The 23,261-nt window shown below is 71.4% G+C and carries 21 protein-coding genes and 1 pseudogene; 16 read left to right on the top strand and 6 right to left on the bottom strand.

Translation table 11 applies throughout. The annotated features are described in order from the left end of the window. The first annotated feature begins 6 nt into the window (after nt 1-6). Both EOT10_RS11965 and EOT10_RS11960 read left to right on the top strand, forming a co-directional pair. The gene (locus tag EOT10_RS11965) at nt 7-2,178 is read left to right on the top strand and encodes a family 20 glycosylhydrolase (RefSeq protein ID WP_223280936.1); all 2,172 of its coding nucleotides are present in this window, start codon (nt 7-9) and stop codon (nt 2,176-2,178) included. Further along, entirely contained in the window at nt 2,175-4,439 is a 2,265-nt protein-coding gene (locus tag EOT10_RS11960) for an alpha-L-fucosidase (RefSeq protein WP_189491453.1), read from the top strand. The genes EOT10_RS11965 and EOT10_RS11960 overlap by 4 nt, the downstream gene beginning before the upstream one ends. A gap of 17 nt (nt 4,440-4,456) precedes the next feature. Here EOT10_RS11960 and EOT10_RS11955 read toward each other — a convergent pair whose 3' ends face one another. Next, entirely contained in the window at nt 4,457-5,941 is a 1,485-nt protein-coding gene (locus EOT10_RS11955; protein WP_127828099.1) for an NsdA family TPR-like regulatory protein, read from the bottom strand. A gap of 210 nt (nt 5,942-6,151) precedes the next feature. Between EOT10_RS11955 and lipB the strand changes: the two genes are divergently transcribed. From lipB to EOT10_RS11935, 4 genes are all read left to right on the top strand, one after another. Next, the gene (gene lipB / locus EOT10_RS11950) at nt 6,152-6,949 is read left to right on the top strand and encodes a lipoyl(octanoyl) transferase LipB (RefSeq protein ID WP_127828098.1); all 798 of its coding nucleotides are present in this window, start codon (nt 6,152-6,154) and stop codon (nt 6,947-6,949) included. 143 nt (nt 6,950-7,092) lie between these two features. Next, entirely contained in the window at nt 7,093-8,058 is a 966-nt protein-coding gene (locus EOT10_RS11945) for a lipoyl synthase (protein WP_127828097.1), read from the top strand. Between the two features lie 259 nt (nt 8,059-8,317). Further along, the gene (locus EOT10_RS11940) at nt 8,318-8,521 is read left to right on the top strand and encodes an SCO2195 family GlnR-regulated protein (protein WP_100592115.1); all 204 of its coding nucleotides are present in this window, start codon (nt 8,318-8,320) and stop codon (nt 8,519-8,521) included. A 30-nt stretch (nt 8,522-8,551) separates the two neighbouring features. After that, nucleotides 8,552-9,253 (top strand): DUF4191 domain-containing protein, encoded by a 702-nt coding sequence (locus EOT10_RS11935; protein WP_127828096.1) that lies wholly within the window; start codon nt 8,552-8,554, stop codon nt 9,251-9,253. Nucleotides 9,254-9,330: 77 nt separating this feature from the next. On the opposite strand, the gene EOT10_RS11930 is transcribed toward EOT10_RS11935, so the two are convergent. Beyond that, nucleotides 9,331-9,801: an RDD family protein gene (locus EOT10_RS11930; protein ID WP_127828095.1), complete on the bottom strand. Its 471-nt coding sequence runs from the start codon at nt 9,799-9,801 to the stop codon at nt 9,331-9,333. A gap of 190 nt (nt 9,802-9,991) precedes the next feature. Here EOT10_RS11930 and glnA point away from each other — a divergent pair, with 190 nt between their 5' ends. Beyond that, the gene (glnA, locus tag EOT10_RS11925) at nt 9,992-11,401 is read left to right on the top strand and encodes a type I glutamate--ammonia ligase (protein WP_127828094.1); all 1,410 of its coding nucleotides are present in this window, start codon (nt 9,992-9,994) and stop codon (nt 11,399-11,401) included. 114 nt (nt 11,402-11,515) lie between these two features. Then, nucleotides 11,516-12,010, top strand: a complete 495-nt coding sequence (locus EOT10_RS11920; RefSeq protein WP_127828093.1) for a DUF1269 domain-containing protein — start codon at nt 11,516-11,518, stop codon at nt 12,008-12,010. Between the two features lie 84 nt (nt 12,011-12,094). On the opposite strand, the gene EOT10_RS11915 is transcribed toward EOT10_RS11920, so the two are convergent. Together EOT10_RS11915 and EOT10_RS11910 are read right to left on the bottom strand one after the other, a co-directional pair. Beyond that, nucleotides 12,095-13,435: a DUF2252 domain-containing protein gene (locus EOT10_RS11915; protein ID WP_127828092.1), complete on the bottom strand. Its 1,341-nt coding sequence runs from the start codon at nt 13,433-13,435 to the stop codon at nt 12,095-12,097. 35 nt (nt 13,436-13,470) lie between these two features. After that, on the bottom strand, nt 13,471-13,950 hold the full coding sequence (locus tag EOT10_RS11910) for a hypothetical protein (protein WP_223280935.1): 480 nt from the start codon (nt 13,948-13,950) through the stop codon (nt 13,471-13,473). Between the two features lie 149 nt (nt 13,951-14,099). Between EOT10_RS11910 and EOT10_RS11905 the strand changes: the two genes are divergently transcribed. Then, a complete protein-coding gene (locus tag EOT10_RS11905) occupies nt 14,100-15,278 on the top strand; it encodes a winged helix DNA-binding domain-containing protein (protein WP_127828091.1) in 1,179 nt (392 codons plus the stop codon). Between the two features lie 81 nt (nt 15,279-15,359). Here EOT10_RS11905 and EOT10_RS11900 read toward each other — a convergent pair whose 3' ends face one another. After that, nucleotides 15,360-15,638: a hypothetical protein gene (locus tag EOT10_RS11900; RefSeq protein WP_127828090.1), complete on the bottom strand. Its 279-nt coding sequence runs from the start codon at nt 15,636-15,638 to the stop codon at nt 15,360-15,362. A 134-nt stretch (nt 15,639-15,772) separates the two neighbouring features. On the opposite strand from EOT10_RS11900, the gene EOT10_RS11895 reads away from it, so the two are divergent. The 7 genes and pseudogenes from EOT10_RS11895 to EOT10_RS11865 all read left to right on the top strand — a co-directional run. Next, a complete protein-coding gene (locus tag EOT10_RS11895) occupies nt 15,773-16,135 on the top strand; it encodes an arsenate reductase family protein (RefSeq protein WP_189491450.1) in 363 nt (120 codons plus the stop codon). 194 nt (nt 16,136-16,329) lie between these two features. Next, complete coding sequence (gene glnII, locus EOT10_RS11890) at nt 16,330-17,361, top strand: glutamine synthetase (RefSeq protein WP_127828088.1); 1,032 nt, start codon at nt 16,330-16,332, stop codon at nt 17,359-17,361. A gap of 379 nt (nt 17,362-17,740) precedes the next feature. Beyond that, on the top strand, nt 17,741-18,322 hold the full coding sequence (locus EOT10_RS11885) for a winged helix-turn-helix domain-containing protein (protein ID WP_127828087.1): 582 nt from the start codon (nt 17,741-17,743) through the stop codon (nt 18,320-18,322). 96 nt (nt 18,323-18,418) lie between these two features. Continuing rightward, entirely contained in the window at nt 18,419-19,441 is a 1,023-nt protein-coding gene (locus EOT10_RS11880; protein WP_127828086.1) for an NAD-dependent epimerase/dehydratase family protein, read from the top strand. Nucleotides 19,442-19,566: 125 nt separating this feature from the next. Next, nucleotides 19,567-20,874, top strand: a complete 1,308-nt coding sequence (locus EOT10_RS11875; protein WP_127828085.1) for a sensor histidine kinase — start codon at nt 19,567-19,569, stop codon at nt 20,872-20,874. Next, a complete protein-coding gene (locus tag EOT10_RS11870) occupies nt 20,859-21,509 on the top strand; it encodes a LuxR C-terminal-related transcriptional regulator (RefSeq protein ID WP_127828084.1) in 651 nt (216 codons plus the stop codon). The genes EOT10_RS11875 and EOT10_RS11870 overlap by 16 nt, the downstream gene beginning before the upstream one ends. Nucleotides 21,510-21,812: 303 nt before the next feature. Then, nucleotides 21,813-22,706 (top strand): annotated as a pseudogene (locus tag EOT10_RS11865) (DUF1996 domain-containing protein); the annotation flags it as partial. Nucleotides 22,707-22,762: 56 nt separating this feature from the next. Here the strand turns inward: EOT10_RS11865 and EOT10_RS11860 are convergent. Then, on the bottom strand, nt 22,763-23,176 hold the full coding sequence (locus EOT10_RS11860) for a hypothetical protein (RefSeq protein WP_127828082.1): 414 nt from the start codon (nt 23,174-23,176) through the stop codon (nt 22,763-22,765). Between the last annotated feature and the right edge of the window lie 85 nt (nt 23,177-23,261).

Raw genomic sequence — 23,261 nt, 5'->3', positions numbered from 1 at the left:
GCTGTAGTGCCGTCGTCCGCAGCCCAGACCACGGAGCAGAGCCCCGACCTGCTCGCCGGGCAGCCCTCCGTGGTCCCGCGCCCCACCGACTGGACGTCGCTCGGCGGCACCACCGCGCTCACCGGCCGCACCCGCGTCCTGGTCGACCCGGGCGCCCGCGCCGAGACCGCCCTGCCGTCCGGCCGCGCCGAGTTCCCCGGCCCGGCCCGCCAGACCGTGCAGCAGCTCGCCGCCCAGCTGAAGGACGAGCTGGGCCAGGTCTCGGGGATCGAGCCGGGCATCGAGAGCGACGTGGCCCACGCCGGGCCCGGCGACATCGTGCTCGGCCTTGACAACGATGCCCGACTCGGTGCCGAGGGCTACCGGTTCGACAGCGCGGACGGCGCCGTACGCATCCGGGCCGCCTCCACGCACGGCCTCTTCTACGGCACCCGCACCCTCCTCCAGCTCCTGCGCTCCACGGCCGACGACCACCGCACGCTCCCCCGGGCGCGCGCGACGGACGTCCCCACGCAGGCGATCCGCATGGTCCACCTGGACGCGGGCCGCAAGTACTGGAAGATCCCGTACCTGGAGAACCTGATCCGCAGGATGGGCGACCAGAAGCTCAACACGCTCATGCTGCACCTCTCCGAGTCGGAGGGCTTCCGCCTCTACAGCCCGAAGTTCCCGGGCCTCGCGGACCCCGACCACAGCTACAGCCGCGCCGACATCGAGCGCCTGAAGGCCTTCGCGGCCCGCCACCACGTGCAGGTGATGCCGGGCCTGGAGATGCCCGGCCACGCGACCGCGATCAGTGACGCGTTCGGCATCGGCTTCGGCTCGGGCCCGAACCCCTGCACGCAGGCGCACACGCACTCGCACCTCACGCCCGACTGGATCATCGACATGACCAGCGACAAGGCGGTGGCGAAGACGAAGGAGATCGTCGACGAGTTCGCCGGCTGGTTCGACGCGCCGCTGTTCTCGATCGGCGGCGAAGAGGTGCCCGGCCAGCTCGCCAACTGCCCGCGCGTACAGGACTACTTGGCCGCCTCGCCCGAGGTGTCGACGCTCGGCGACCTCCTCAACCGGTACATCAACACCCTTGACGACGTGATCGCCTCGCACGGCAAGCGCACCGCCGTCTACAACGGCTCCGAGCACCTCGCCGCGCCGCAGCAGACCGTGCACGGCCCTGTCGTCTTCATCACCTGGGAGGGCACGGGCGCCGCGCCCGCCGTCGCGGGTCACGACGAGATCGCCATCGGCCCGTTCTACGACACCCCGAACAACTACCACCACCTGTACCCGAACGAGCCCTGGATGTACGACTCCTGGACCGTCAGCACGGAGCCCGACATGCTCGGCTCCGGCCTGACCAACTGGGCCGACTACAACTTCTGGGCGGACGACGAGTACTTCGAGCAGTCGATGGCCGGCGCCCGCGCGATCCTCGCCGACCGCGCCTGGAACGGCACCACGACCCCGGACACCCTCGCCGACTTCCGGGCCCGCGCGTCCCGTATCGGCGACCCGCCCGGCATCACCCCGGCGCCCGTGCGGCCCCGCGTCACCGCCGGCCGGCCCAGCCACCACTGGACGTTCGACACGGCCGCGTACCCGAAGGGCTGGACGTACGCGGGCAGTCCCGGCAACACGATCTTCGCCGAGGACACGGCGGGTGACCTGCCGGGCACGTCGTACATCATCAACAACCCGACTCCGGTGGACGGGGTGAGCGGTCAGGCGTGGCGCTTCGACTCGGACCGCGACGGTGTGGGCTTCGGCGGGCTCGACGTGGCCGAGCCGTGGACGGTGTCGGTCTCGGTCCGCCCGACGTCCCGCACCCCCGACCAGGTCCTGCTCAGCTCGAAGGCGGGCGCGCTCAAGCTCATGCAGTACGGCACGGGCAAGGTCGGCTTCACGAGGTACGGCTCCGCCGACCACTCCTTCGACTACACGCTGCCCCTGAACCAGTGGACCCGGCTGACCTGGGTCACCACCCCCGGCCACACCACGCTGTACGCGGACGGCAAGCGCGTCGGCACCGTCGACGCGTCGATCCCGCTGCCGCTTCGCTCGATCGGCACGGAGAAGGCGAGCCTGCGCGGCGACCTCGACGAACTCATCACCTGGGACGTGGCACTGACGGACAGTCAGGTCGCCGACCAGCTCGGGAAGGACGACTCCAAGTGACGCGCCACAGACCCCGGACCTCCACACCCGCCCGGCGCCGCACGGCGCTCGTCGCGGCGGCCTGCGCGACCCTGCTCGGCCTGCCCGCGGCGGGCGGATCCGCGGCCGCCCAGGACGCTCCCCAGGCCCCCGCCTCGACCCCGGACTACGAGCCCACCCTCGCGTCCCTCAACAGCCATCCGACGCCGGGCTGGTTCAACGACGACAAGTTCGGCATCTTCATCCACTGGGGCGCCTACTCGGTGCCAGCCTGGGGCCCGCGCGGCAGCTACGCCGAGTGGTACTGGGCGTACATGAACAACGCGGGCAGCCCCACCTACAAGCACCACAAGGACACGTACGGGACGGCCGCGAACTACGACGACTTCATCAAGCAGTGGAAGGCCGAGAAGTACGACCCTGACGCCTGGGTGAAGCTCTTCAAGGACGCCGGCGCCAAGTACTTCGTCCTGACCTCCAAGCACCATGAGGGCGTCGCCCTCTGGGACTCGAAGGTGAGCGGGCGCGACACCGTCGACCTGGGGCCCCACCGCGACCTGGCGGGCGACCTGTTCAAGGCGGCCCGCAAGCAGGGAGACCTGAAGGCCGGTTTCTACTACTCCCTCTACGAGTGGAACAACCCGTCCTACACCGGCCGCCCGGTCACCAACCCGTACACCGGCGCCACCGTCCCGTACACCGGGGCGCCCGCTGTCAAGGACTACGTCGGCGACTACATGGCGCCGCAGATGCGCGAACTGATCGACCAGTACGACCCGGACATCATGTGGTGCGACGGGCAGTGGGAGAAGCCCGCCTCGTACTGGAAGACCGCCCCCGTCCTCGCCCACTACTACAACCAGGCGAAGAACCGGGAGCACCCGAAGGAGGTGGCGGTCGCCAACCGCTGCAAGATCGACACGGGCGCCCTCGACTCCACCGAACTCGACTTCCAGACCCCCGAGTACACGGTCAAGTCGGAGATCGACCCGCACAAGTGGGAGGCCAGCCGCGGCATAGCCCACTCCTACGGCTACAACCAGAACGAGCCGGAGGAGGACTACCTCACCTCCGACCAGCTCGTCGACTCGCTCAGCGACATCGTCAGCAAGAACGGCAACCTGCTCCTCGACATCGGCCCGCGCGGCGACGGCACGATCCCCGAACTCCAGCAACAGCGCCTGCGGGACATCGGCACCTGGCTGAAGACCAACGGCGAGGCCGTGTACGGCACGACGTACTGGCACCACGCCGAGGAGCCCACCTCGGACGACGACATCCGCTACACGGTGAAGGACGGGGCCCTCTACGCGACCGCCCTGAAGTGGCCGGGCGAGCAGCTGACGCTCGGCGCGGACACCCCCGTGAACAGGACGACCCGCATCACGCTGCTCGGCTCCGACGCGGGCCCCCTCGACTGGCACAAGGACGACCGGGGCCGGGTCGTGGTGGACACCCCGGCCGAGTCCGGCAAGTACGCCTACGTCTTCAAGGTCGAGACCCCGGGCGTGAACAGCCTGGCCCGCACCCGCACCGAGCTGCCGAAGGAGCTGAACCCGGGCCGCGCGGCGGACGGCACGCTCACCGTCACCAACACCTCCCGCAGGGAGGCGCCGAGCACGAAGGTGACGTTCGGCGCTCCCGAGGGCTGGACGGTCACGCCGGGCACGGCCGGCGTTCCGCCGCAGGCCCCCGGCGCGGACACCGAGGTCCCGTTCACGGTGACCCCGCCGAAGTCGGCGGAGCCCGGCACGTACGCACTGCCCCTCACGCTGCGGCACGCGGGGATGACCAGCACCACGACAGTGCGCGTGAAGGTCGCCCCGGAGAACCTGGCGCTCGGCAGGCCCGCCACGCAGAAGTCCACCGCGTGGGACGCCCCGGCCTCGCGCGCCGTCGACGGCAACACGGACGGCGCCTTCGGCTCGGGCTCGGTCACGCACACGGCGGAGCCCTCGAACCAGGCCTGGTGGCAGGTCGACCTCGGCGCGAAGGCCGACCTGAGCGGCGTCGATCTCTGGAACCGCACCGACTGCTGCTCGGACCGGCTGGCCGATTTCTGGGTCCTGACGTCCGACTCCCCGATCACCGCGGACAGCCTCAGCGAGGCCCGAAGCGCGCCCGGGGTGACGGCCGTACGGGTCGCGGGACAGGCGGGCAGGCCGTCGCACGTGGCACTGCCGGCCGGGACGACCGGCCGCTATGTGCGCGTCCAGCTGGAGTCCGCCACCAACCCGCTGTCCCTGGCGGAGGTCCAGGTGCGCGGGAGCTCCCGGCCGTAGTCAGTGGCCCCGTCCCCTCACTGGCTGAACGCGGCGATGCGGTCCCGGTACCCCCGTACCGGGGCCGCGTCGCGGTAGGGCTCCAGGCGTCGCTCGAAGTCCCGCACGTACTCGTGCGCCCGCACGGAGCGCATCTCCGAGGCGGCGTGGGCGGCCTCCGCGCCGAGCACGCACGCCTGGTCCAGCTCGCCGAGCCCGAGCCGCGCGGACGCCAGCACCACACGGCAGAACAGCCGGCTGCGCGCGTACCCGGGCGCCCTCAGTTGCAGCGACCGCTCGGCGTGCTGCGCGGCCGCCCGGTACTGCTGGAGATCGCGGTGGCAGTGCCCGAACTCGTCGGCGAGCTGCGCCTCGTCGAAGAACCGCGCCCAGTGCGGCACGTCGTCACCGGCCCGCACCGCCTCCAGGGCCCGCTCGGCCCGCACCAGGGACGCCGTGCACGCACGGACCTCGCCGAGCACCCCGTGCCCGCGCGCCTCCGCCGAGTGCAGCAGCGCCTGCACGGCGGGCGGCGCGGACGACCCCACCCCCTGCTGGGCGACCCGCGCCAGCTGGACCGCCTCGCGCCCGTGGCCGAGATACACGGCCTGGCGGCTCATCGTGACCAGCACGTACGCCCCGTACGCCCGGTCCCCCGCGGCCTGCGAGAGCCGCAGCGCCTGCACGAAGTACCGCTGCGCGAGCCCGTGCGCGGCGATGTCGTACGAGGTCCAGCCGGCGAGGCGGGTCAGGTCGGCGGTGGCGGCGAAGAGGCGCCGTCCGGTCTGCTCCCCGTAACTGCCGCGCAGCATCGGCTCGGCCTCGTGCTCCAGATAGCGCACCAGGGCCTGGCGGGCGTGGCCGCCGCCGTAGGCCTGGTCGAGGGAGCGGAAGAGTTCGCCGACGGAGCGCAGAGCCGCGATGTCGCCCGCGGTGACGCGCTGGCCGGGCCCGCGCTCCGTGTGGCCGCGCTGGCGGGGCAGGGGCGGTGGCGCCTGGTCGAACGTGCCCTGGTGCTTGGCGGAGGGCCGTCCCTGGGCGGGGATCCGGCCGGGCCCTGCCTGCTCCCCGTGGGCCACCCGGTCGTCGGCCCGTCCGATCAGCCAGTCCCGGCTGGGCACGACGAGCCCGGCGGGGGTGAAGGCGATCTTGCGGAGCTCGGCGTGGCTGCCGGAGTCCTTGCGCCACAGGCCGCTGACGATGTCGACGGCCTCCTCGGGCGAGGCCGCGAACTCCAGGCCCGCGTAGACCGGGGAGCAGGCGTCGAGCCCCAGGTCCTGGGCGGAGAGGCGGCGGCCGAGGCGCCGGGTGAACACCTCGGCGATGAGCGCGGGCGTGGTGCCGCGGGGCTGCTGACCGCGCAGCCAGCGCGTCACGGAGGTCTTGTCGTAGCGCAGGTCGAGACCGTGCTCCAGGCCGAGCTGATCGACACGGCGGGCCAGGCCGGCGTTGGAGAACCCTGCCTCCGCGATGAGCGCGGCTAGCTGGCGGTTGGGCGTGCGCTGCGGAGGTCGTTCCGTCATCAGCTGTGCGGTCTCCTGCCTTCCGGGCTTTTGGTGCAGCCCTACTGGAACGGCGCGAATGTAACGGCCCGCACAGGCACCGTCCCGGCCTTGGCCGCCCCTTCATCCGATCGTGTGACGATTGGCCGGGGAACTGACGAGAAGACCGGCGCCGTACAGTGGCTGAGGGCGCGATATGTGCACGCTGAAGGTTCTAGGGAGGCACTGACCGTGAATGAGTTGCGGTTCGTCCGCTTGGGTTTCGGAGCGGACTCGGTCGACTACCAGGAGGCCTGGGACGAGCAGCGCCGTGTGCACGCCGCCCGCTTCGCCGACGAGGCCCCCGACACCTGCCTCCTGCTCGAACACCCGCCGGTCTACACGGCGGGCCGCCGCACCGCCCCCGAGGAGCGCCCGCTGGACGGCACGCCCGTCGTGGACGTGGACCGTGGCGGCAAGATCACCTGGCACGGCCCCGGCCAGCTCGTCGGCTACCCGATCCAGAAGCTGCCGCGCCCGGTGGACGTGGTCGCGCACCTGCGCCGTCTGGAGGACGCGATGATCGCGGTCTGCGCCGAGTTCGGCGTGGAGACCTCCCGCGTCGAGGGCCGGGCGGGCGTGTGGGTGCTCGGCGACCCGGTGGCGGAGCGCCCGAAGCTCGGCGGTCTGTCCCTGGACTTCGACCCCCGGGTGAACGACTCCGAGTTCGACCCCCGGCTCAACGGTCCGGAGTACGCGCCGTCGAACGCCGGCCAGCGCCGCGAGGACCGCAAGATCTGCGCGATGGGCATCCGCGTCGCCAAGGGCGTCACGATGCACGGCTTCGCGCTGAACGTGAATCCGGACACGTCGAACTTCGACAAGATCATCCCGTGCGGCATCCGCGACGCGGGCGTCACCTCGCTCTCGTACGAGCTGGGCCGTGAGGTCACGATCGCCGAGGTGCTGCCGGTCGCCGAGCGGTGTCTGCGCGATGTCCTGGAGAACGCGGCCCTCGCCCCGCGGGTCGTGGAGAAGGCGACCGCGTAGGCGTTCGCAGGCGAGGGCCGCCCGGGCGGATCGAGGTCCGGGAATGCACCCCGCCGGCCGCAGGTTGGCCACACGTAAGGCCCATGAAGACCACGGGCGTACCCTGAGGTACGCCGAAGAATCAAAGCTGTAGGGAGCCGGTCGTGTCCGCAGTCGCACCCGACGGACGCAAGATGCTGCGCCTGGAGGTCCGCAACAGCCAGACCCCCATCGAGCGCAAGCCCGAGTGGATCAAGACCCGGGCGAAGATGGGCCCCGAGTACAACGCCCTGCAGAAACTCGTGAAGAGCGAGGGCCTGCACACGGTCTGCCAGGAGGCGGGCTGTCCGAACATCTACGAGTGCTGGGAAGACCGCGAGGCGACCTTCCTGATCGGTGGCGACCAGTGCACCAGGCGCTGTGACTTCTGCCAGATCGACACGGGCAAGCCCGAGGCGCTCGACCGTGACGAGCCGCGCCGCGTCGGCGAGTCCGTCGTCACGATGGACCTGAACTACGCCACGATCACCGGCGTCGCCCGCGACGACCTGGAGGACGGCGGCGCCTGGCTGTACGCGGAGACGGTCCGCCAGATCCACGCGATGACGGCGGAGCGCGCCGAGGGCTACACCAAGGTCGAGCTGCTCATCCCCGACTTCAACGCCGACCCGGACCAGCTGGCCGAGGTCTTCTCGTCCCGCCCCGAGGTTCTCGGGCACAACGTCGAGACGGTGCCGCGGATCTTCAAGCGGATCCGCCCGGGCTTCCGGTACGAGCGCTCCCTCGAGGTCATCACGAAGGCCCGCGAGGCCGGCCTGGTCACCAAGTCCAACCTGATCCTGGGCATGGGCGAGGAGCGCGAAGAGGTCAGCGAGGCGCTGCGCCAGCTGCACGAGGCGGGCTGCGAGCTCATCACGATCACGCAGTACCTGCGCCCGACGCCGCGCCACCACCCCGTCGAGCGCTGGGTGAAGCCGCACGAGTTCGTGGAGCTGAAGGAGGAGGCCGAGCAGATCGGTTTCTCCGGTGTCATGTCGGGCCCGCTGGTGCGTTCCTCGTACCGCGCCGGACGGCTCTACCAGATGGCCGTCGAGAAGCGCGGCTCGTACGTCGCCTCGCAGGCGGTCTGACCCGGCACGACGGCACCGCCCGCCAGCCGTGTGAACTCGCGCACAAGTAGCTACCGGCCGGTAATGGCCAACAGGACGCGGTCCTGACAGTCCCCGCAGATGGGGGGACCGTCAGGGCCGCGTCCCTCGTTCGGCTCCCCCGCATCAAGGCTTCACGGGCGTTTGACCCTTCGGTCACGCCCTGGTAACACCGAACAGTGACGCTGTACTCACGCCACGTACACCCTTAGTCAGAGCCGCTCCCGAGGGGGACCTACCGATGCAGGCCGCGCCCGTACGCGCCACCGCCATCCCGACCTTCACCGACGCGCTCCGCGCGGTCGAGTCGCTGCTCATGAGCAGCGGCCAGCGCACCGCACGCCGCAATGCCTGGACCTCCGTGCTCGAGGACCGCCGCCGCGCCAAGGACCGGGTGGAGGCGCAGCGCGTGCTCGAAGAGGCTGTGGCCGCCCGCACGTCGTAGCCGCTTTACCGGACACGTAGACTTCAAGACATGGCGAGGAAGGAAACCGCAGCGGACGCTGCGAACCCCGGGCGACTCAAGCAGATCGCCCTGACCTTTAAGATGACCCGCAAGGCCGACCCGATGGTCAGTCTTGTACTCGCGGCTGTGGGAATCGTCACCTTTGGTGTGTTCCTCGCGATCGGTTTCTTGATCGGTCACCCGGTATATCTCGGAATTCTCGGCTTCCTGCTCGCCTTCCTCGCGATGGCGATCGTCTTCGGACGCCGTGCCGAGAAAGCAGCCTTCGGGCAGATGGAGGGCCAGCCCGGCGCGGCCGCCGCGGTACTCGACAACATCGGCCGTGGCTGGACCACGACCCCGGCCGTGGCGATGAACCGCAGCCAGGACGTCGTCCACCGGGCCGTCGGCAAGGCCGGCATCGTCCTGGTCGCCGAGGGCAACCCGAACCGGGTGAAGTCCCTGCTGGCGGCCGAGAAGAAGAAGATGGCCCGCATCGTCGCCGACGTGCCGGTCCACGACATCCTCGTCGGCAACGGCGAGGGCCAGGTGCCGCTCAAGAAGCTCCGCACCACGATGCTCAAGCTCCCCCGCGTCCTCGCGGGTCCGCAGGTCACGACGACCAACGACCGCCTCAAGGCGATGGGCGACCTGATGAGCAACATGCCGCTCCCCAAGGGCCCGATGCCCAAGGGAATGCGTATGCCGCGCGGCGGCGGCAAGGGCCGCTGACCCCCCTTCTACGACGGAGAGCCCCCGGACCGACCGGTCCGGGGGCTCTCCGTCTGTCTGCGTGTGGAGAAGTCCTGTCAGGCGCGGACCTGGACCGCGCGGGACAGGCGGTCGTGCAGGCCGCGGCCGTCACGGTCCCAGATCAGGGCGGGGACGGCGACGCACAGGAGCAGCGTGCGCACCAGGACGCGGCCGAGACCGAGACGTCCGCCGCCGTTCTCCGCGACGACGCGCAGGCCCATGACCCGCTTGCCGGGGGTGAAGCCGACCGTGCCGACGGTGAGCAGGGCGAGGACGAAGAAGATCCCCAGGGCCCAGTTCCCCGTCGACTGGTTGTAGCCGTGCGTGAAGAGCCCGTATGCGATCAGCATGCACAGGGCCCAGTCGATGACGAGGGCGGCGATCCGCCTGCCCGGGCGCGCGATGGAGCCGGGCCCTTCCTCGGGCAGCCCCAGCTGCTCACCGCGGTACCCGAACTCGACACCCGCGTCCTCGGCGGCCGCGCGCGGCCCGGAGAGCCACGATCCGATTGCTTGCCTGTTGTCCACCCGACCACGGTACTGCGCTCGGCCACCCGGCCCTGCCCTGACCCCCGCTCCGGTTAACGTCGGCGAAACAAATGGGTCATGCTTGAGAAATGGGGCCTGCCTAAGGTCGGGCCCAGCGTGTGCCACCGCACTTGGCCGCACCACCGAGCTACAACCCCGCCCCTCCCTGGGTGGGAGTAGGAGGAGTTGGATGTTCCAGAACGCCGATGATGTGAAGAAGTACGTCGCCGACAACGACGTCAAGTTCATCGATGTCCGGTTCTGTGACCTGCCCGGTGTGATGCAGCACGTCACCGTCCCGGCGGCGACCTTCGACCCGGCCGACGAGCTCGCCTTCGACGGCTCGTCCATCCGCGGCTTCCAGGCCATCCACGAGTCCGACATGGCGCTGCGCGCGGACCTGTCGACGGCCCGCGTCGACCCCTTCCGCCGCGACAAGACCATCAACATCAACTTCTTCATCCACGACCCGATCACCGGCGAGCAGTACAGCCGTGACCCGCGGAACGTGGCCAAGAAGGCCGAGGCGTACCTCGCCTCCACCGGCATCGCCGACACCGCGTACTTCGGTCCCGAGGCGGAGTTCTACGTCTTCGACAACGTCCGTTTCAAGACGTCGGAGAACGAGAGCTTCTACCACATCGACTCCGAGGCCGGCGCCTGGAACACCGGTGCGGAGGAGGACAACCGCGGCTACAAGGTCCGCTACAAGGGCGGCTACTTCCCGGTCCCGCCGGTCGACCACTTCGCCGACCTGCGCGCCGAGATGTCCCTGGAGCTGGAGAAGAGCGGCCTCCAGATCGAGCGCCAGCACCACGAGGTCGGCACCGCCGGCCAGGCCGAGATCAACTACAAGTTCAACACGCTGCTCGCCGCGGCCGACGACCTGATGCTCTTCAAGTACATCGTGAAGAACGTCGCCTGGCGCAACGGCAAGACCGCGACCTTCATGCCGAAGCCGATCTTCGGTGACAACGGCTCGGGCATGCACGTCCACCAGTCCCTGTGGGCCGGCGGCGACCCGCTGTTCTACGACGAGCAGGGCTACGCGGGCCTCTCGGACGTCGCCCGCTACTACATCGGCGGCATCCTCAAGCACGCGCCGTCGCTGCTCGCGTTCACCAACCCGACCGTGAACTCGTACCACCGCCTGGTCCCCGGCTTCGAGGCCCCGGTCAACATGGTGTACTCGCAGCGCAACCGCTCCGCCGCGATGCGTATCCCGATCACGGGCTCGAACCCGAAGGCCAAGCGCGTCGAGTTCCGCGCGCCGGACCCGTCCTCGAACCCGTACCTCGCCTTCTCGGCCCTCCTGATGGCCGGCCTGGACGGCGTGAAGAACAAGATCGAGCCGGCCGAGCCGATCGACAAGGACCTCTACGAGCTGGCTCCCGAGGAGCACGCGAACGTCCAGCAGGTCCCGACCTCCCTGCCCGCGGTCCTCGACGCCCTGGAGGCGGACAACGAGTACCTGCAGGCCGGCGGCGTCTTCACGTCCGACCTGATCGAGACGTGGATCGACTACAAGCGCACGCACGAGATCGCCCCGATCCAGCTGCGCCCGCACCCGCACGAGTTCGAGCTGTACTTCGACCTCTAGGACGACCCCGGGCCCCCGTCACCTCCTCCGGGAGGGGCGGGGGCTTCGTTGTGCGCGCTGTCACAAACACTCATAAACTCGGGCGAACAGGAACAGACTTCCGAGGAGTGCCGCATGAGCAATCTGTTCGTCGTCGCCTACAACGACCTCGCCACGGCCAACCAGGTCCGCGAGAAAATGATCGACCTGTCCAAGCAGCACCTCGTCGAGCTCGAGGACATCGTGGTCGTCGAGCGGCGGGACGACGGGAAGATCAAGCTGCACCAGGCCGTGAGCCACACGGCGACCGGTGCGGCCGGCGGAGCGTTGTGGGGCGGGGTCATCGGGCTGCTCTTCCTGGCGCCGCTGCTCGGCGCGGCCGTCGGTGCCGCGGCCGGTGCCACCGGTGGAGCGATGACCGACACGGGCATCAACGACGACTTCATGAAGGACCTCAGCCAGAACCTGCAGCCCGGCGCCGCCGCACTGTTCGTCCTGGTGAAGCAGGCCGCCCCGGACAAGGTCATCCCGCAGATCGCGTCGTTCGGCGGCCAGCTCGTGCAGACCTCGCTCAGCAACGAGGAGGAGCAGCACCTGCGCGACGCACTCAAGGCGGCCCAGAGTTCCTGAGAGGTTTCAGGACGGACGCGACGGTACGGCCGGCCCCGGGCGGGGCCGGCCGTACCGTCGCGTCCGGGGACCGCTCCAGATGTCTCAGACGCCCGGCGCCGCGGTGATCAGGCCGTCCGAGATCGCCCGGCGCAACGCCGTGTGGTCCGTGGCGTTCTGGTCGGCGTAGCGCAGGGCGAAGTCCGCCACCGCGCGGTCGAAGGTGTCGGCGCCGCCGAGGTAGCCGGCGATGGCTATGCGGTCTCCGGAGCGGGCGTGGGCGCGGGCGAGCGCGGTGCCGCACAGCCGGGCGTAGGCCCGCAGTTCCTTGGGGCCCATCCCGGCGACGTCGGCGGAGCCCTTCATGTCGCGCAGCTGACGCCAGTAGAACGCGCGGCCCTGCGGCCCGGTCATCCAGCCGAGGAAGATGTCGCCGGACGCCTGGAGCAGGCGCTGGCCCGCGACGACGCGATGGCCCGGGTGGACGTACGGGCCGTGCGGCTGGTGTTCCTCGACGACGGACCGGGTGGCCTCCTTGATCTGGAGGAACAGCGGGTCGTCGGCGTCGCGCCCTTCGAGCAGCACGACGAAACACCGGGTGCCGACACTGCCGACGCCGACGACCTTGCGGGCGGCCTCGACGAAGCGGTAGCGGTCGAGGAGGCGGCGGCGTTCCTCGGCGAGCGTGGAGCGGTAGTCGCCGAACAGTTTGCGCACGGTGGCCGTGTCGGGGGTGCTCGCCGGTTCGAGGAGCGGCGGGTCGTGGATGATGCGGCGGCGCCCGCCCGCGACCTCGGTCAGTTTGCCGAGCGCCTGGAGGCTGGTGCGGCGGGTGGCGTGGGCGAGGGTGGCCTGGATGCGGCGGCGGTTGCGGGCGGAGCGGATGAGGGGGAGCAGCTCGTGGGCGTCGATGTGCTCGTACCAGACGGCGAGTTCGCCCATCCCGGCGAGCCGGCGCATGGCCTCCCGGTACGCGGCGGCGGCCGCGCGGGCCGCGTCGTGGGCCTGGGCGTCGGTGTGCCCGTTGTCGCGCGCGGCGACGGCGACGCTGGCGGCAAGGCGTTTCACGTCCCATTCGAAGGGGCCGGGGCTGGTCTCGTCGAAGTCGTTGACGTCGAAGAGGAGGGACCGTTCCGGGGAGGCGAACAGGCCGAAGTTCAGGAGGTGGGCGTCGCCGCAGAGCTGGACCGTGAGTCCGGTGTCGCGCTGGGTTGCCAGGTCGCCGGTCATCACGGCGGCGGCGCCCCGCAGGAACGCGAACGGCGAGGCCGCCATCCGTCCGTAGCGGATCGGCAGCAGCTCGGCGACGCGGTCGGCCGCCTGCTGCTCCAGTACGACGACGGGGTCGGCGCGGTCGGCGGCGGGTATCCACGCCCCGTGCGAGGAGCGTGACGCCCGCTTGCGGGCCGCCTTGCCCAGGGCGGCACGGGTGTGAGGGGTGCTCATGCGGCGCTCCCGTGGGTCCGGCTGGGCGGTCGCGGCTAGTGCCGCAATGCCCGGGCGACGTCCGCTTTCACGTCGCCGGACAGGGTGCGGTTGCTGCGGGCCTTCGCCTTCTTGGAGGCACCCTTGTCCACGTCGTCGATCGTCACGACGACCGTGTCGAGGAGGTTGCCACCGGGGTCACGGAAGTCGACCTGCACCGCGTACGACGCCTTGGAGCCCGAGCTGTTGGTGGCGGTGACGGGGACCGCCGTCCGGTCGCCGTCCTTCGTCACGGCACCGAGCTCGATGTCGCCCTTGGCGTTCACACCGCCCTTGACGCGGTCCAGTTCCTTCTGGGCCTTCGCCGTGGCGGAGGCCACCACGCCCCCGGCCCTGGACGCCACCGACGACGCGGCGGACGCGGCCTTGGAGGCCTCGCTGGAAGGGCTGTTGTTGTTCGAGCACCCTGCCGCCGCGAGCACCACCACGGCCACGAGCAGCCCGGCTGCCGCTCCCCGCATGCCACGTCCCGACATCACGCCTCCCGCTGCCCGTTCCGGTCACGTCACCTCAGTCAAGGCCGCCGGGCCCCGCGCGGCATGCCGGGCACGGCAAACAGGTGAGGCCCGCACGGGCCCGGGGGCAGGATGGGAGGCGGTCAGGGAACCGTCCCAGGGAGGTACGCGTGAGTGGTCGGCGGCACATCGGTGCGGCGGAGCGGCGGGCCCGGCTCGCCGCCGGTCAGCTGCTGGCGCCCGGCGCGCGGGCCTCCTCCGCCGAGGAGGTCGCCGGGTCGCTCGTGGCGCTGCACGGCACGGACCCGTCCACCGTGTACCTGGCGGTCGGCGCGCGCCTCACGGACCCCGCGAAGACCGTCGCCGATGTCGAGCGCGCGCTGTACACGGACCGTTCCCTGGTGCGGATGCACGGCATGCGGCACACGGTGTTCGTGTTCCCCGCCGGCCTCACCGCGGTGGTGCACGCGTCGACGGGCCTGGAGGTCGCGGCGCGGGAGCGCGCCTCCCTCGTCAAGCAGCTGGAGGCGGGCAGCGAGCACGACGCGGCGTGGCTCGCCGAGGTCGAGGCGGGCACCCTGGCCGCGCTCGCGGCGCGCGGTGAGGCGACGGCGGCCCAACTGTCCGAGGACGAACCGCGGTTGCGCACCCAGCTCCTGTACGCGCCGGGCAAGACGTACGAGGCCTGGCAGGCGGTCTCGACGCGCGTGCTGCGGGTGCTCGGCATGGAGGGGCGCGTCGTGCGCGGGCGGCCCCGCGGCTCGTGGACGTCGAGCCAGTTCCGGTGGGCTCTCGCGCCGGCGCACGCCGAACTCTCCGTGGCGGAAGCCAAGTCGGAGCTGCTGCGCCACTGGCTGGGCTCGTGCGGTCCGGCGACGGAGGCCGACCTGAAGTGGTGGACGGGCTGGAAGGTCACCGACGTACGCCGGGCCCTCGCGGCGATCGGAGCGGTCGAGGTGGGGCTCGACGAGGGGACCGGGTTCGTGCTCCCCGACGACGTGGAGCCGGTCGCCGGTGGCGGGGAGCCGTGGGCCGCCCTGCTGCCCGCGCTCGACCCGAGCGCGATGGGCTGGCAGCAGCGCGACTGGTATCTGGCGCCGGAGCTGCGGGCGCCGCTCTTCGACCGGGCGGGCAACATCGGGCCCACCGTGTGGTGGGACGGGCGGATCGCGGGCGGGTGGGCGCAGGGCAAGGACGGCGAGGTCCGGTGGCGGCTCCTCGCGGACGTGGGCCGGGAGGCCGCGGCCGCCGTCGAGGAGCGGGCCGCGGCGCTCCAGGGGTGGCTGGGCGCGGCGCGCGTCACGCCCCGTTTCCGTACGCCGCTGGAGAAGGAGCTGGCGGCGGGGTGACACACCTCGGGCTCAACTGCCGTGTGCCGCCCGCCCGTCGGGACGTGACGGGCGGGCGGCACACCTGGGGCCTTACGGGGGTCAGCGGCTGTAGCGCATCAGCGCGCGGACCATGTGGCAGGTGATGTCCGACGGCGGATGGATCCCGACGCGCTCCGCCGCGCTCCGTATCGTGCTGTTGCGGGCCTGGTCCGGGAGGTAGACGCCCGAGTCGAGCAGGGCGATCGCGAGGCGCATGGCCTTGAGGCGGCGGTTGTGCGTGACGTACCAGTCACGCGGCCGTCCCGCGGGCAGGGCCTTCTTGGCGAGTGGCTTGTAGGGAAGGTCGATCAGCATCGGTGCGGCAGCGGGCACAGACATCCTCCTGTCGCGGGAGGGAGACCCTTCCAGAGCCCTCCACGGCCCTGGACGCTCCCTCGAACACTGCTTCTATTCTACGGGCGGGCACTGACAACAGCCCCTGGTCAGCAGGCATGTCCCGTACCGTTGGCCCCATGGAAATCTGGATCAACCCGGCCTGCTCGAAGTGCCGTAGCGCACTCTCCCTGCTCGATGCCGAGGGCGCCGACTACACCGTGCGGCGCTACCTGGAGGACGTGCCGTCCGAGGACGAGATCCGCGGCGTCCTCACGCGGCTCGGCCTGGAGCCGTGGGACATCACGCGGACACAGGAGGCCGACGCGAAGGAGCTCGGCCTGAAGGACTGGGCGCGGGACGAGAGTTCGCGCGACCGGTGGATCGCGGCGCTCTCCGCGCACCCGAAGCTCATCCAGCGGCCGATCATCACGGCCGAGGACGGTACGGCGGTGGTGGGGCGCAGCGAGGAGGCGGTCCGCGACGCGCTCGGCCGCGGCTGAGAGCCGGACTACGGCACAGGGCGCGTGCGGGCTCGCGGCGAAACGTGACTCCAGCCACAAAGGGCCCGGGTAACACGGGGTTCACATTCGGGCAACGGACGGGAAATCGCCCGTTGACAGTCTGCGAAGCAGCACCGAGGCGCCGCACCCGCACATGACCGCGCCGTACAGACCCACCCGAAGGATGTGGCCCCGTGACGTTCAAGGCTGAGTACATCTGGATCGACGGCACCCAGCCGACGGCCAAGCTCCGTTCGAAGACGAAGATAATCGCGGGTTCCGCGCCGGCCCTGGAGGAGCTGCCGATCTGGGGCTTCGACGGTTCGAGCACCAACCAGGCCAAGGGGCACTCCTCCGACCGTGTCCTGCGCCCCGTCGCCTTCTACCCGGACCCGATCCGCGGCGGCGACGACATCCTCGTCATGTGCGAGGTCCTGAACATCGACATGACGCCGCACGAGTCCAACACCCGCGCCGAGCTGGCCGAGGTCGCCGAGCGGTTCGCGGGCCAGGAGTCGATCTTCGGCATCGAGCAGGAGTACACGTTCTTCGAGGGCGAGCGCCCGCTCGGCTTCCCCGTCGGCGGCTTCCCGGCCGCGCAGGGCGGCTACTACTGCGGTGTCGGCGCGGACGAGATCTTCGGCCGTGACGTCGTCGAGGCGCACCTGGACAACTGCCTCAAGGCGGGGCTCGGCATCTCCGGCATCAACGCCGAGGTCATGCCCGGCCAGTGGGAGTTCCAGGTCGGCCCGCTCGCCCCGCTGGAGGTCTCCGACCAGCTGTGGGTGGCCCGCTGGCTGCTCTACCGCACCGCCGAGGACTTCAAGATCTCCGCGACCCTCGACCCGAAGCCGGTCAAGGGCGACTGGAACGGCGCGGGCGCGCACACCAACTTCTCCACCAAGGCCATGCGCGAGGGCTACGAGGCGATCATCACCGCCTGCGAGTCGCTCGGCGAGGGCTCCAAGCCGATGGACCACGTCAAGAACTACGGCGCGGGCATCGACGACCGCCTGACGGGCCTGCACGAGACCGCCCCGTGGAACGAGTACAGCTACGGCGTCTCCGACCGCGGCGCCTCGGTCCGCATCCCGTGGCAGGTCGAGAAGGACGGCAAGGGCTACATCGAGGACCGCCGTCCCAACGCGAACGTCGACCCGTACGTCGTCACGCGCCTGATCGTCGACACGTGCTGCACCGCTCTGGAGAAGGCCGGCCAGGTCTGATCCGCGACCGTCCCCCGAAGGGCGTCCACCGGTCCGGTGGGCGCCCTTCGCGCTGCCCCGGGGGCCTCACGGAACGTCAAGTTCACGCCAAGGTGCCGTCCGACCTGTGAGAGGGGGGTCCTGCCCCGCTGACCCGTCTGCTTCAATGGGGGCATGGCCAGCTTCCAGAACACCGCGACGGGTCGCCACGACCTCGAGCCCTTCTGGCCTTCCCGTCAGCACCATGACTTCGACCGGGTGTGTTGCCGCGCGGAGAACGCGCAGGCCCTCTAAAGCCGTTCACCCCGGCGTTCGGTCCGCGCGCACGACGCAGGTCCTTCTGCGACCTCGCAGTTCTCGACGATCTCGATGACTCCTCGCGCGAAAGAGTTGACCACTCATGGCGAACACCCGTTCCTTCTCGCCCGCTTCCACCGCCACCGCCGTTCCCTCCCCCGCCGTCTCCGGACGGCACCGACTGCGTGCCGTCGACCGGGACGAGGTGGTCGAGGTCGCGGACTTCCTGCCGCCGGGCGCGACCTGGCTGCCCGCTCCCCCGCACACCCTGCCGACGCTGCCGGGCCGCCCGCCGATGGTCGGCTACCTGGTGCTCGTGCCCGCGGACCAGCAGCCGCTGCTCCCGGTGCCCGACGAGCCGGTACGGCAGCCCGAGGACGGGCGGCACACCGACGCCCTCGTCCACATCGACACCGTGCAGCGCACCGCCCGGGTCGACGGGCGCCGGCTCGACCTGACGTACCTGGAGTTCGAGCTGCTCGCCCATCTCGTCGCGCATCCGCACCGGGTGCACACCCGCGACCAGCTCGTGACCACGGTGTGGGGCTACGGGCACGTGGGCGACGGGCGGACCGTCGACGTCCATGTCGCACGGCTGCGGCGCAAGCTCGGGGCCGAGCACCGTCAGGCGATCCAGACGGTGCGGCGGGTCGGCTACAAGTACGCACCGCCCGCCACGCGTTGACCGCCCCCCGGTTCCGCCGGCCTCCCCCGGCCGGATCGTTCTCCCCTGGGCAGAACCCGATTCCCTGACGCGCCGCGAGCGGGCAGAGTCACCGGCATGAGACTTCTGGTGCTCGGGGGTACTGAGTTCGTGGGGCGCGCCGTGGTGGAGGCCGCGGTCGCCCGGTCCTGGGACGTCACCGTCTTCCACCGTGGGCGGCACGCGCCGCCGGACGGGGTGCGGTCCCTGCGCGGGGACCGCACCGCGGACGGCGGACTCACCGCGCTCGCGGCGAGCGAGGTCGAGGGCGGGGACGGGGGCGAAGCCGAGTGGGACGTCGTCGTCGACACCTGGTCGGCGGCGCCCCGCGCGGTCCGTGACGCGGCCCGGCTGCTCGCGGGGCGGGCCGGACGGTACGTGTACGTGTCGAGCGCGTCCGTGTACGCGTGGCCGCCCCCGCCCGGATACGCCGAGGACGCCCCGCCCGTCGACGGCGCCTCGCCCGACGCGGAGCAGACGGACTACGCGCGGGACAAGCGGGGCGGCGAACTCGCGGCGGTCGGCGCGTTCGGCGCCGACCGGTCCCTCCTGGTGCGCTGCGGTCTGATCCTCGGCCCGTACGAGAACATCGGCCGGCTCCCCTGGTGGCTGACGCGGATCGCCCGGGGCGGCCCCGTCCTCGCGCCCGGCCCCCGTGACCTGCCGCTCCAGTACGTCGACGTGCGCGACCTCGCCGCCTGGGTCCTCGACGCCGCCCAGGCCGGCCTGAACGGCCCGTACAACCTGATCAGTCCCTCCGGGCACGCCACCACGGGGCGGCTGCTCGACGCGTGCGCGCGGGTCACCGGCGGGGACGCCGAACTGCGCTGGACCGCTCCCGAGGTGATCGAGGAGGCCGGGATCGCGCCGTGGACGCAGCTTCCGGTCTGGGTGCCGCCGGACAGTGACCTGCACGGGGCCCTGCACTGCGCCTCAGTGGCGAAGGCGGTCGCGGCGGGGCTGCGGTGCCGGCCCGTCGAGGAGACTGTCGCCGACACCTGGGCGTGGCTGGGGTCCGTCGGCTGCACGGCGCCGCAGCGCCCGGACCGGCCGGTGGTCGGCCTGGACCCGGCGACGGAGGCGAAGGTCCTGCACGGCTGACGCGAACGCGCGGGGTGGTGCTGACTACACCCCCGGGGCGGGTGCCCGGCCCATGCCCCTGGCGGCCGTACGCGGGAAGACTGGGGGCGTACGGGTCGGGCGGTGGACGGAGAACGGTGAACGGGATGGACGCGTCGGGTACGGACAGGGATACGGGTGCGGGGGCCGGGCGGGCGCGCGCCGCGCTGGTCGCGGGGGTGCGTGGGCTGGCCCTGGCGGTGGTGGGGTTCGCGGGGTCGCTCACTCTGTTCGTGCTGTCGGCCCTGTCGATCGCGTTCGTCGTCCTGGGAGTCGGAGTGTTCACGACGCCGCCGGTGCTGTCCCTGGTCAGGTCCTGGGCGAACCGGCGGCGCGTGCTGGCCGCCGAGTGGTCCGGCGTGCGTGTCCCGGCGGCGTACCGGCCCTTTCCCGAGGCTCCGCGGACCGGGGTCATGGGGGTGGTGGAGCGGTGCCGGCTGATGCTCGGGGACCCGGCGACCTGGCGGGACCTGCGGTGGCTGCTCGCCGACATGACCGCCGGATTCGTGACCGCGCTCCTGCCGGCCGTGCTCGCCCTCTACCCGCTGGAGGGGTACGCCCTCGCGGCCGGCCTGTGGCGCGTCGTCACGGACGGCACGCACGTCGGCTGGTGGTTCGGGTTCGTGCCGGTCGGCGGGCAGGGCTCGGCGTTCCTGGCCGCCGGGCTCGCCACCGTGCTGCTCGTCGCCGGCTTCTTCCTGGCCCCGGCCCTGCTGCGGGTCCACTTCCTCCTCACCCGGGCGGTCCTCGCGCCCGCGTCGGGTGAACTCGCCGCGCGCGTCCAGGTGTTGACGGAGACGCGGCGCGACGCGGTCGACACCTCGGCCGCTGAGCTGCGCCGCATCGAACGCGACCTGCACGACGGCGCGCAGGCCCGTCTGGTCGCCATGGGCATGGACCTCGGCACGATCGAGGCGCTGATCGAGAAGGACCCGCGGGCGGCCAAGGAGATGCTCGCGCGGGCCCGCAGGTCGTCCGCCGACGCCCTCACCGAACTGCGCGACCTGGTCCGCGGCATCCACCCGCCGGTCCTCGCCGAGCGCGGCCTCGGCGACGCGGTGAAGGCGCTCGCGCTGCGGCTGCCGGTCGCCACCGACGTCGACGTGGACCTGCCGGGCCGCGCCGAGGCGCCCGTCGAGTCGGCGGCGTACTTCGCCGTGAGCGAGGTCCTGACCAACGCGGTCAAGCACTCCGGGGCCGACCGCGTGCGGGTCGGCCTGCACCACAGCGGCGCGACGGGCGTGCTGCGGATCGCCGTCACCGACAACGGGAACGGCGGCGCGCGCGTCGGGGCGGGGTCGGGGCTGAGCGGGATCGAGCGCCGGCTCGGTACATTCGACGGTGTCCTCGCCGTCAGCTCCCCCGCCGGCGGTCCGACCACGGTGACGATGGAGATTCCTTGCGCGTTGTCCTAGCCGAAGATCTCTTCCTGCTCCGCGACGGCCTGGTGCGTCTCCTGGAGGCGTACGACTTCGAGATCGCCGCGGCCGTCGAGAGCGGGCCCGAACTCACCAAGGCACTGGCCGAGTTGACGCCGGACGTCGCCGTCGTCGACGTCCGGCTGCCGCCGTCGCACACGGACGAGGGACTGCAGTGCGCGCTCGCCGCGCGGCGGGCCCGGCCCGGTCTGCCGGTCCTCGTCCTGTCCCAGCACGTGGAGCAGCTGTACGCGCGGGAGCTGCTAGCCGACGGGAACGGCGGGGTCGGCTATCTGCTGAAGGACCGGGTGTTCGACGCGGACCAGTTCGTCGACGCGGTGCGCCGGGTCGCCGCCGGCGGTACGGCGATGGACCCCCAGGTGATCCAGCAGCTCCTGTCGCGGCGGGCCGCGGACGACACGCTCGGCGCGCTGACACCGCGCGAGCGGGAGGTGCTGGAACTCATGGCGCAGGGCCGGTCGAACGCGGCCATCGCGGCCCAACTCGTCGTCACGGAACGGGCGATCACGAAACACACCTCCAATATCTTTCTGAAGCTGGGACTTCCGGTGTCGGACGACGACAACCGGCGCGTTCTCGCCGTCATCGCCTATCTGGATCAAGGCCGTTGACCATTTCCATTGAACAAGGGACCCGCGCGCCCCGTACGTAGCGCCATGGGACGCACTTCACGCAAACGGCGCTCGTCACTCGCGGCACGCATGACACTCGCGTCGGCCGCACTGGCCCTCGGCGCGGGAGGGCTGATCGCGGTGAACGTCTACGCGTCCGCCCACGAACAGAACTCGGCGTGGGGCGGCGGCCGGCCGAGCAGCGGTCCACCGAGCGACAGTCCGCCGAACAGCGATCCGCCGAGCGCCGGTCCACCGAGCAGCGATCCGCCGAGCGCCGGTCCACCGAGCAGCGATCCGCCGAGCGGCAACGGACCCGACGCCTCCGACTTCGTCGACATCCGCTCCGCCCCGCCCGCCGCCGAGCCCCCGCCCATCCGGCGCGGCGCCTCCCGGGGCACGTTCATCACGCGATGCGGGCGGAACGAGAACGGCAAGTTCAATCCGGACAACGTCATCGTCGCGCCCGGCGTGAGCAATGGCGCGCACCATATGCACGACTACGTGGGAAATCAGGCGACCGACGCTTTCGCCGGTGACGACGATCTCGCGAACGGCGCGACGAGTTGCCGCAATCAGGGCGACAAGTCGACCTATTACTGGCCTGTTCTGCGCTTGCGGGACGGAAAGGACGAGAACGACGCGCAGGCCGACGGCGGCGGCAAGGACCAGAATGTCGGCGAGATCCAGACCCCGGCCTCGGTCACGCTGAAGTTCGTGGGAAATCCGGCGGGAAAGGTCGTCGCCATGCCGCGGTTCCTGCGGATCATCACCGGTGACGCCAAGGCCTTCACCAACGGCGACGCGAACGCCAACGCGTCCTGGAGCTGCACCGGCTTCGAGGACCGGCAGCTGAGGGACAAGTACCCGCTCTGCCCCGACGGCAGCGACGTCGTGCGCACCTTCAGGTTCCAGAGCTGCTGGGACGGGCGCAACACCGACAGCGCGAACCACCGCACGCACGTCGCCTTCGCCGACCCGGGCAGCGGCGCGTGCCCGCCCGGCTTCAAGGCGATCCCGCAGCTGGTGCAGCGCATCGTGTACGACGTGCCCCCGGGCCCCGGCTTCGCCGTCGACTCGTTCCCCGAGCAGCTGCACAAGCCCGTGACCGACCACGGCGACTTCATCAACGTCTTCGACGAGAACCTGATGAACCAGGTCGTGAGCTGCGTCAACCGGGGCCGGCGCTGCGCCTGACCGCCTGTCCCCCGGCCTGCCCCCCCGGCCTCCTCCCCCGGCCGGCCGCCGCGCGGTCAGCTCGCGTGGTGGCCGGCGTGCCCTGACCTCTCCACGGTCCCGCCGAGCCGGCCGCGCAGCCGTGTGACGACCCGGTCGGCGCCGACGGCGACCCACCTGCGGCCGAGCAGGTACGTGCCGCCGTAGTCGTCGGCCTGGTCCAGCCACGCGGCCCGGCCGCGGTCGGTGGCGAAGGTCGTGAGGACGTAGCGGTCCCGGCCGTCCCCGCAGGTGGCCTGGCGCAGTTCCTCGGCGTCGGTCTGGATGTCGGGCCTGCACCCGGCCCTCGCGGCGAGCTGTTCGAGGCTGCCGGTCGCGGTCCTCGGCACGCCGTCACCGTGCGTTCCGCAGCCGGTCAGGGCCGCAAGCGAGAGGGCCGCCAGCGAGAAGGCCGTCCCCGTCACCCGTACGCACCACACGCGTCGCGTCATTCCCGTCGCTTCCTTCCGTCCCGTGCGGCGACACGAACTCGCCAGCTCCGTACACACCGTTGAGCAAGGGCGGTCTCAGGGTTAC

Origin of the sequence: Streptomyces antnestii (assembly GCF_004005495.1) — a bacterium.
Classification (GTDB): domain Bacteria; phylum Actinomycetota; class Actinomycetes; order Streptomycetales; family Streptomycetaceae; genus Streptomyces; species Streptomyces antnestii.
This window is presented reverse-complemented; position numbering and strand designations above follow the sequence as displayed.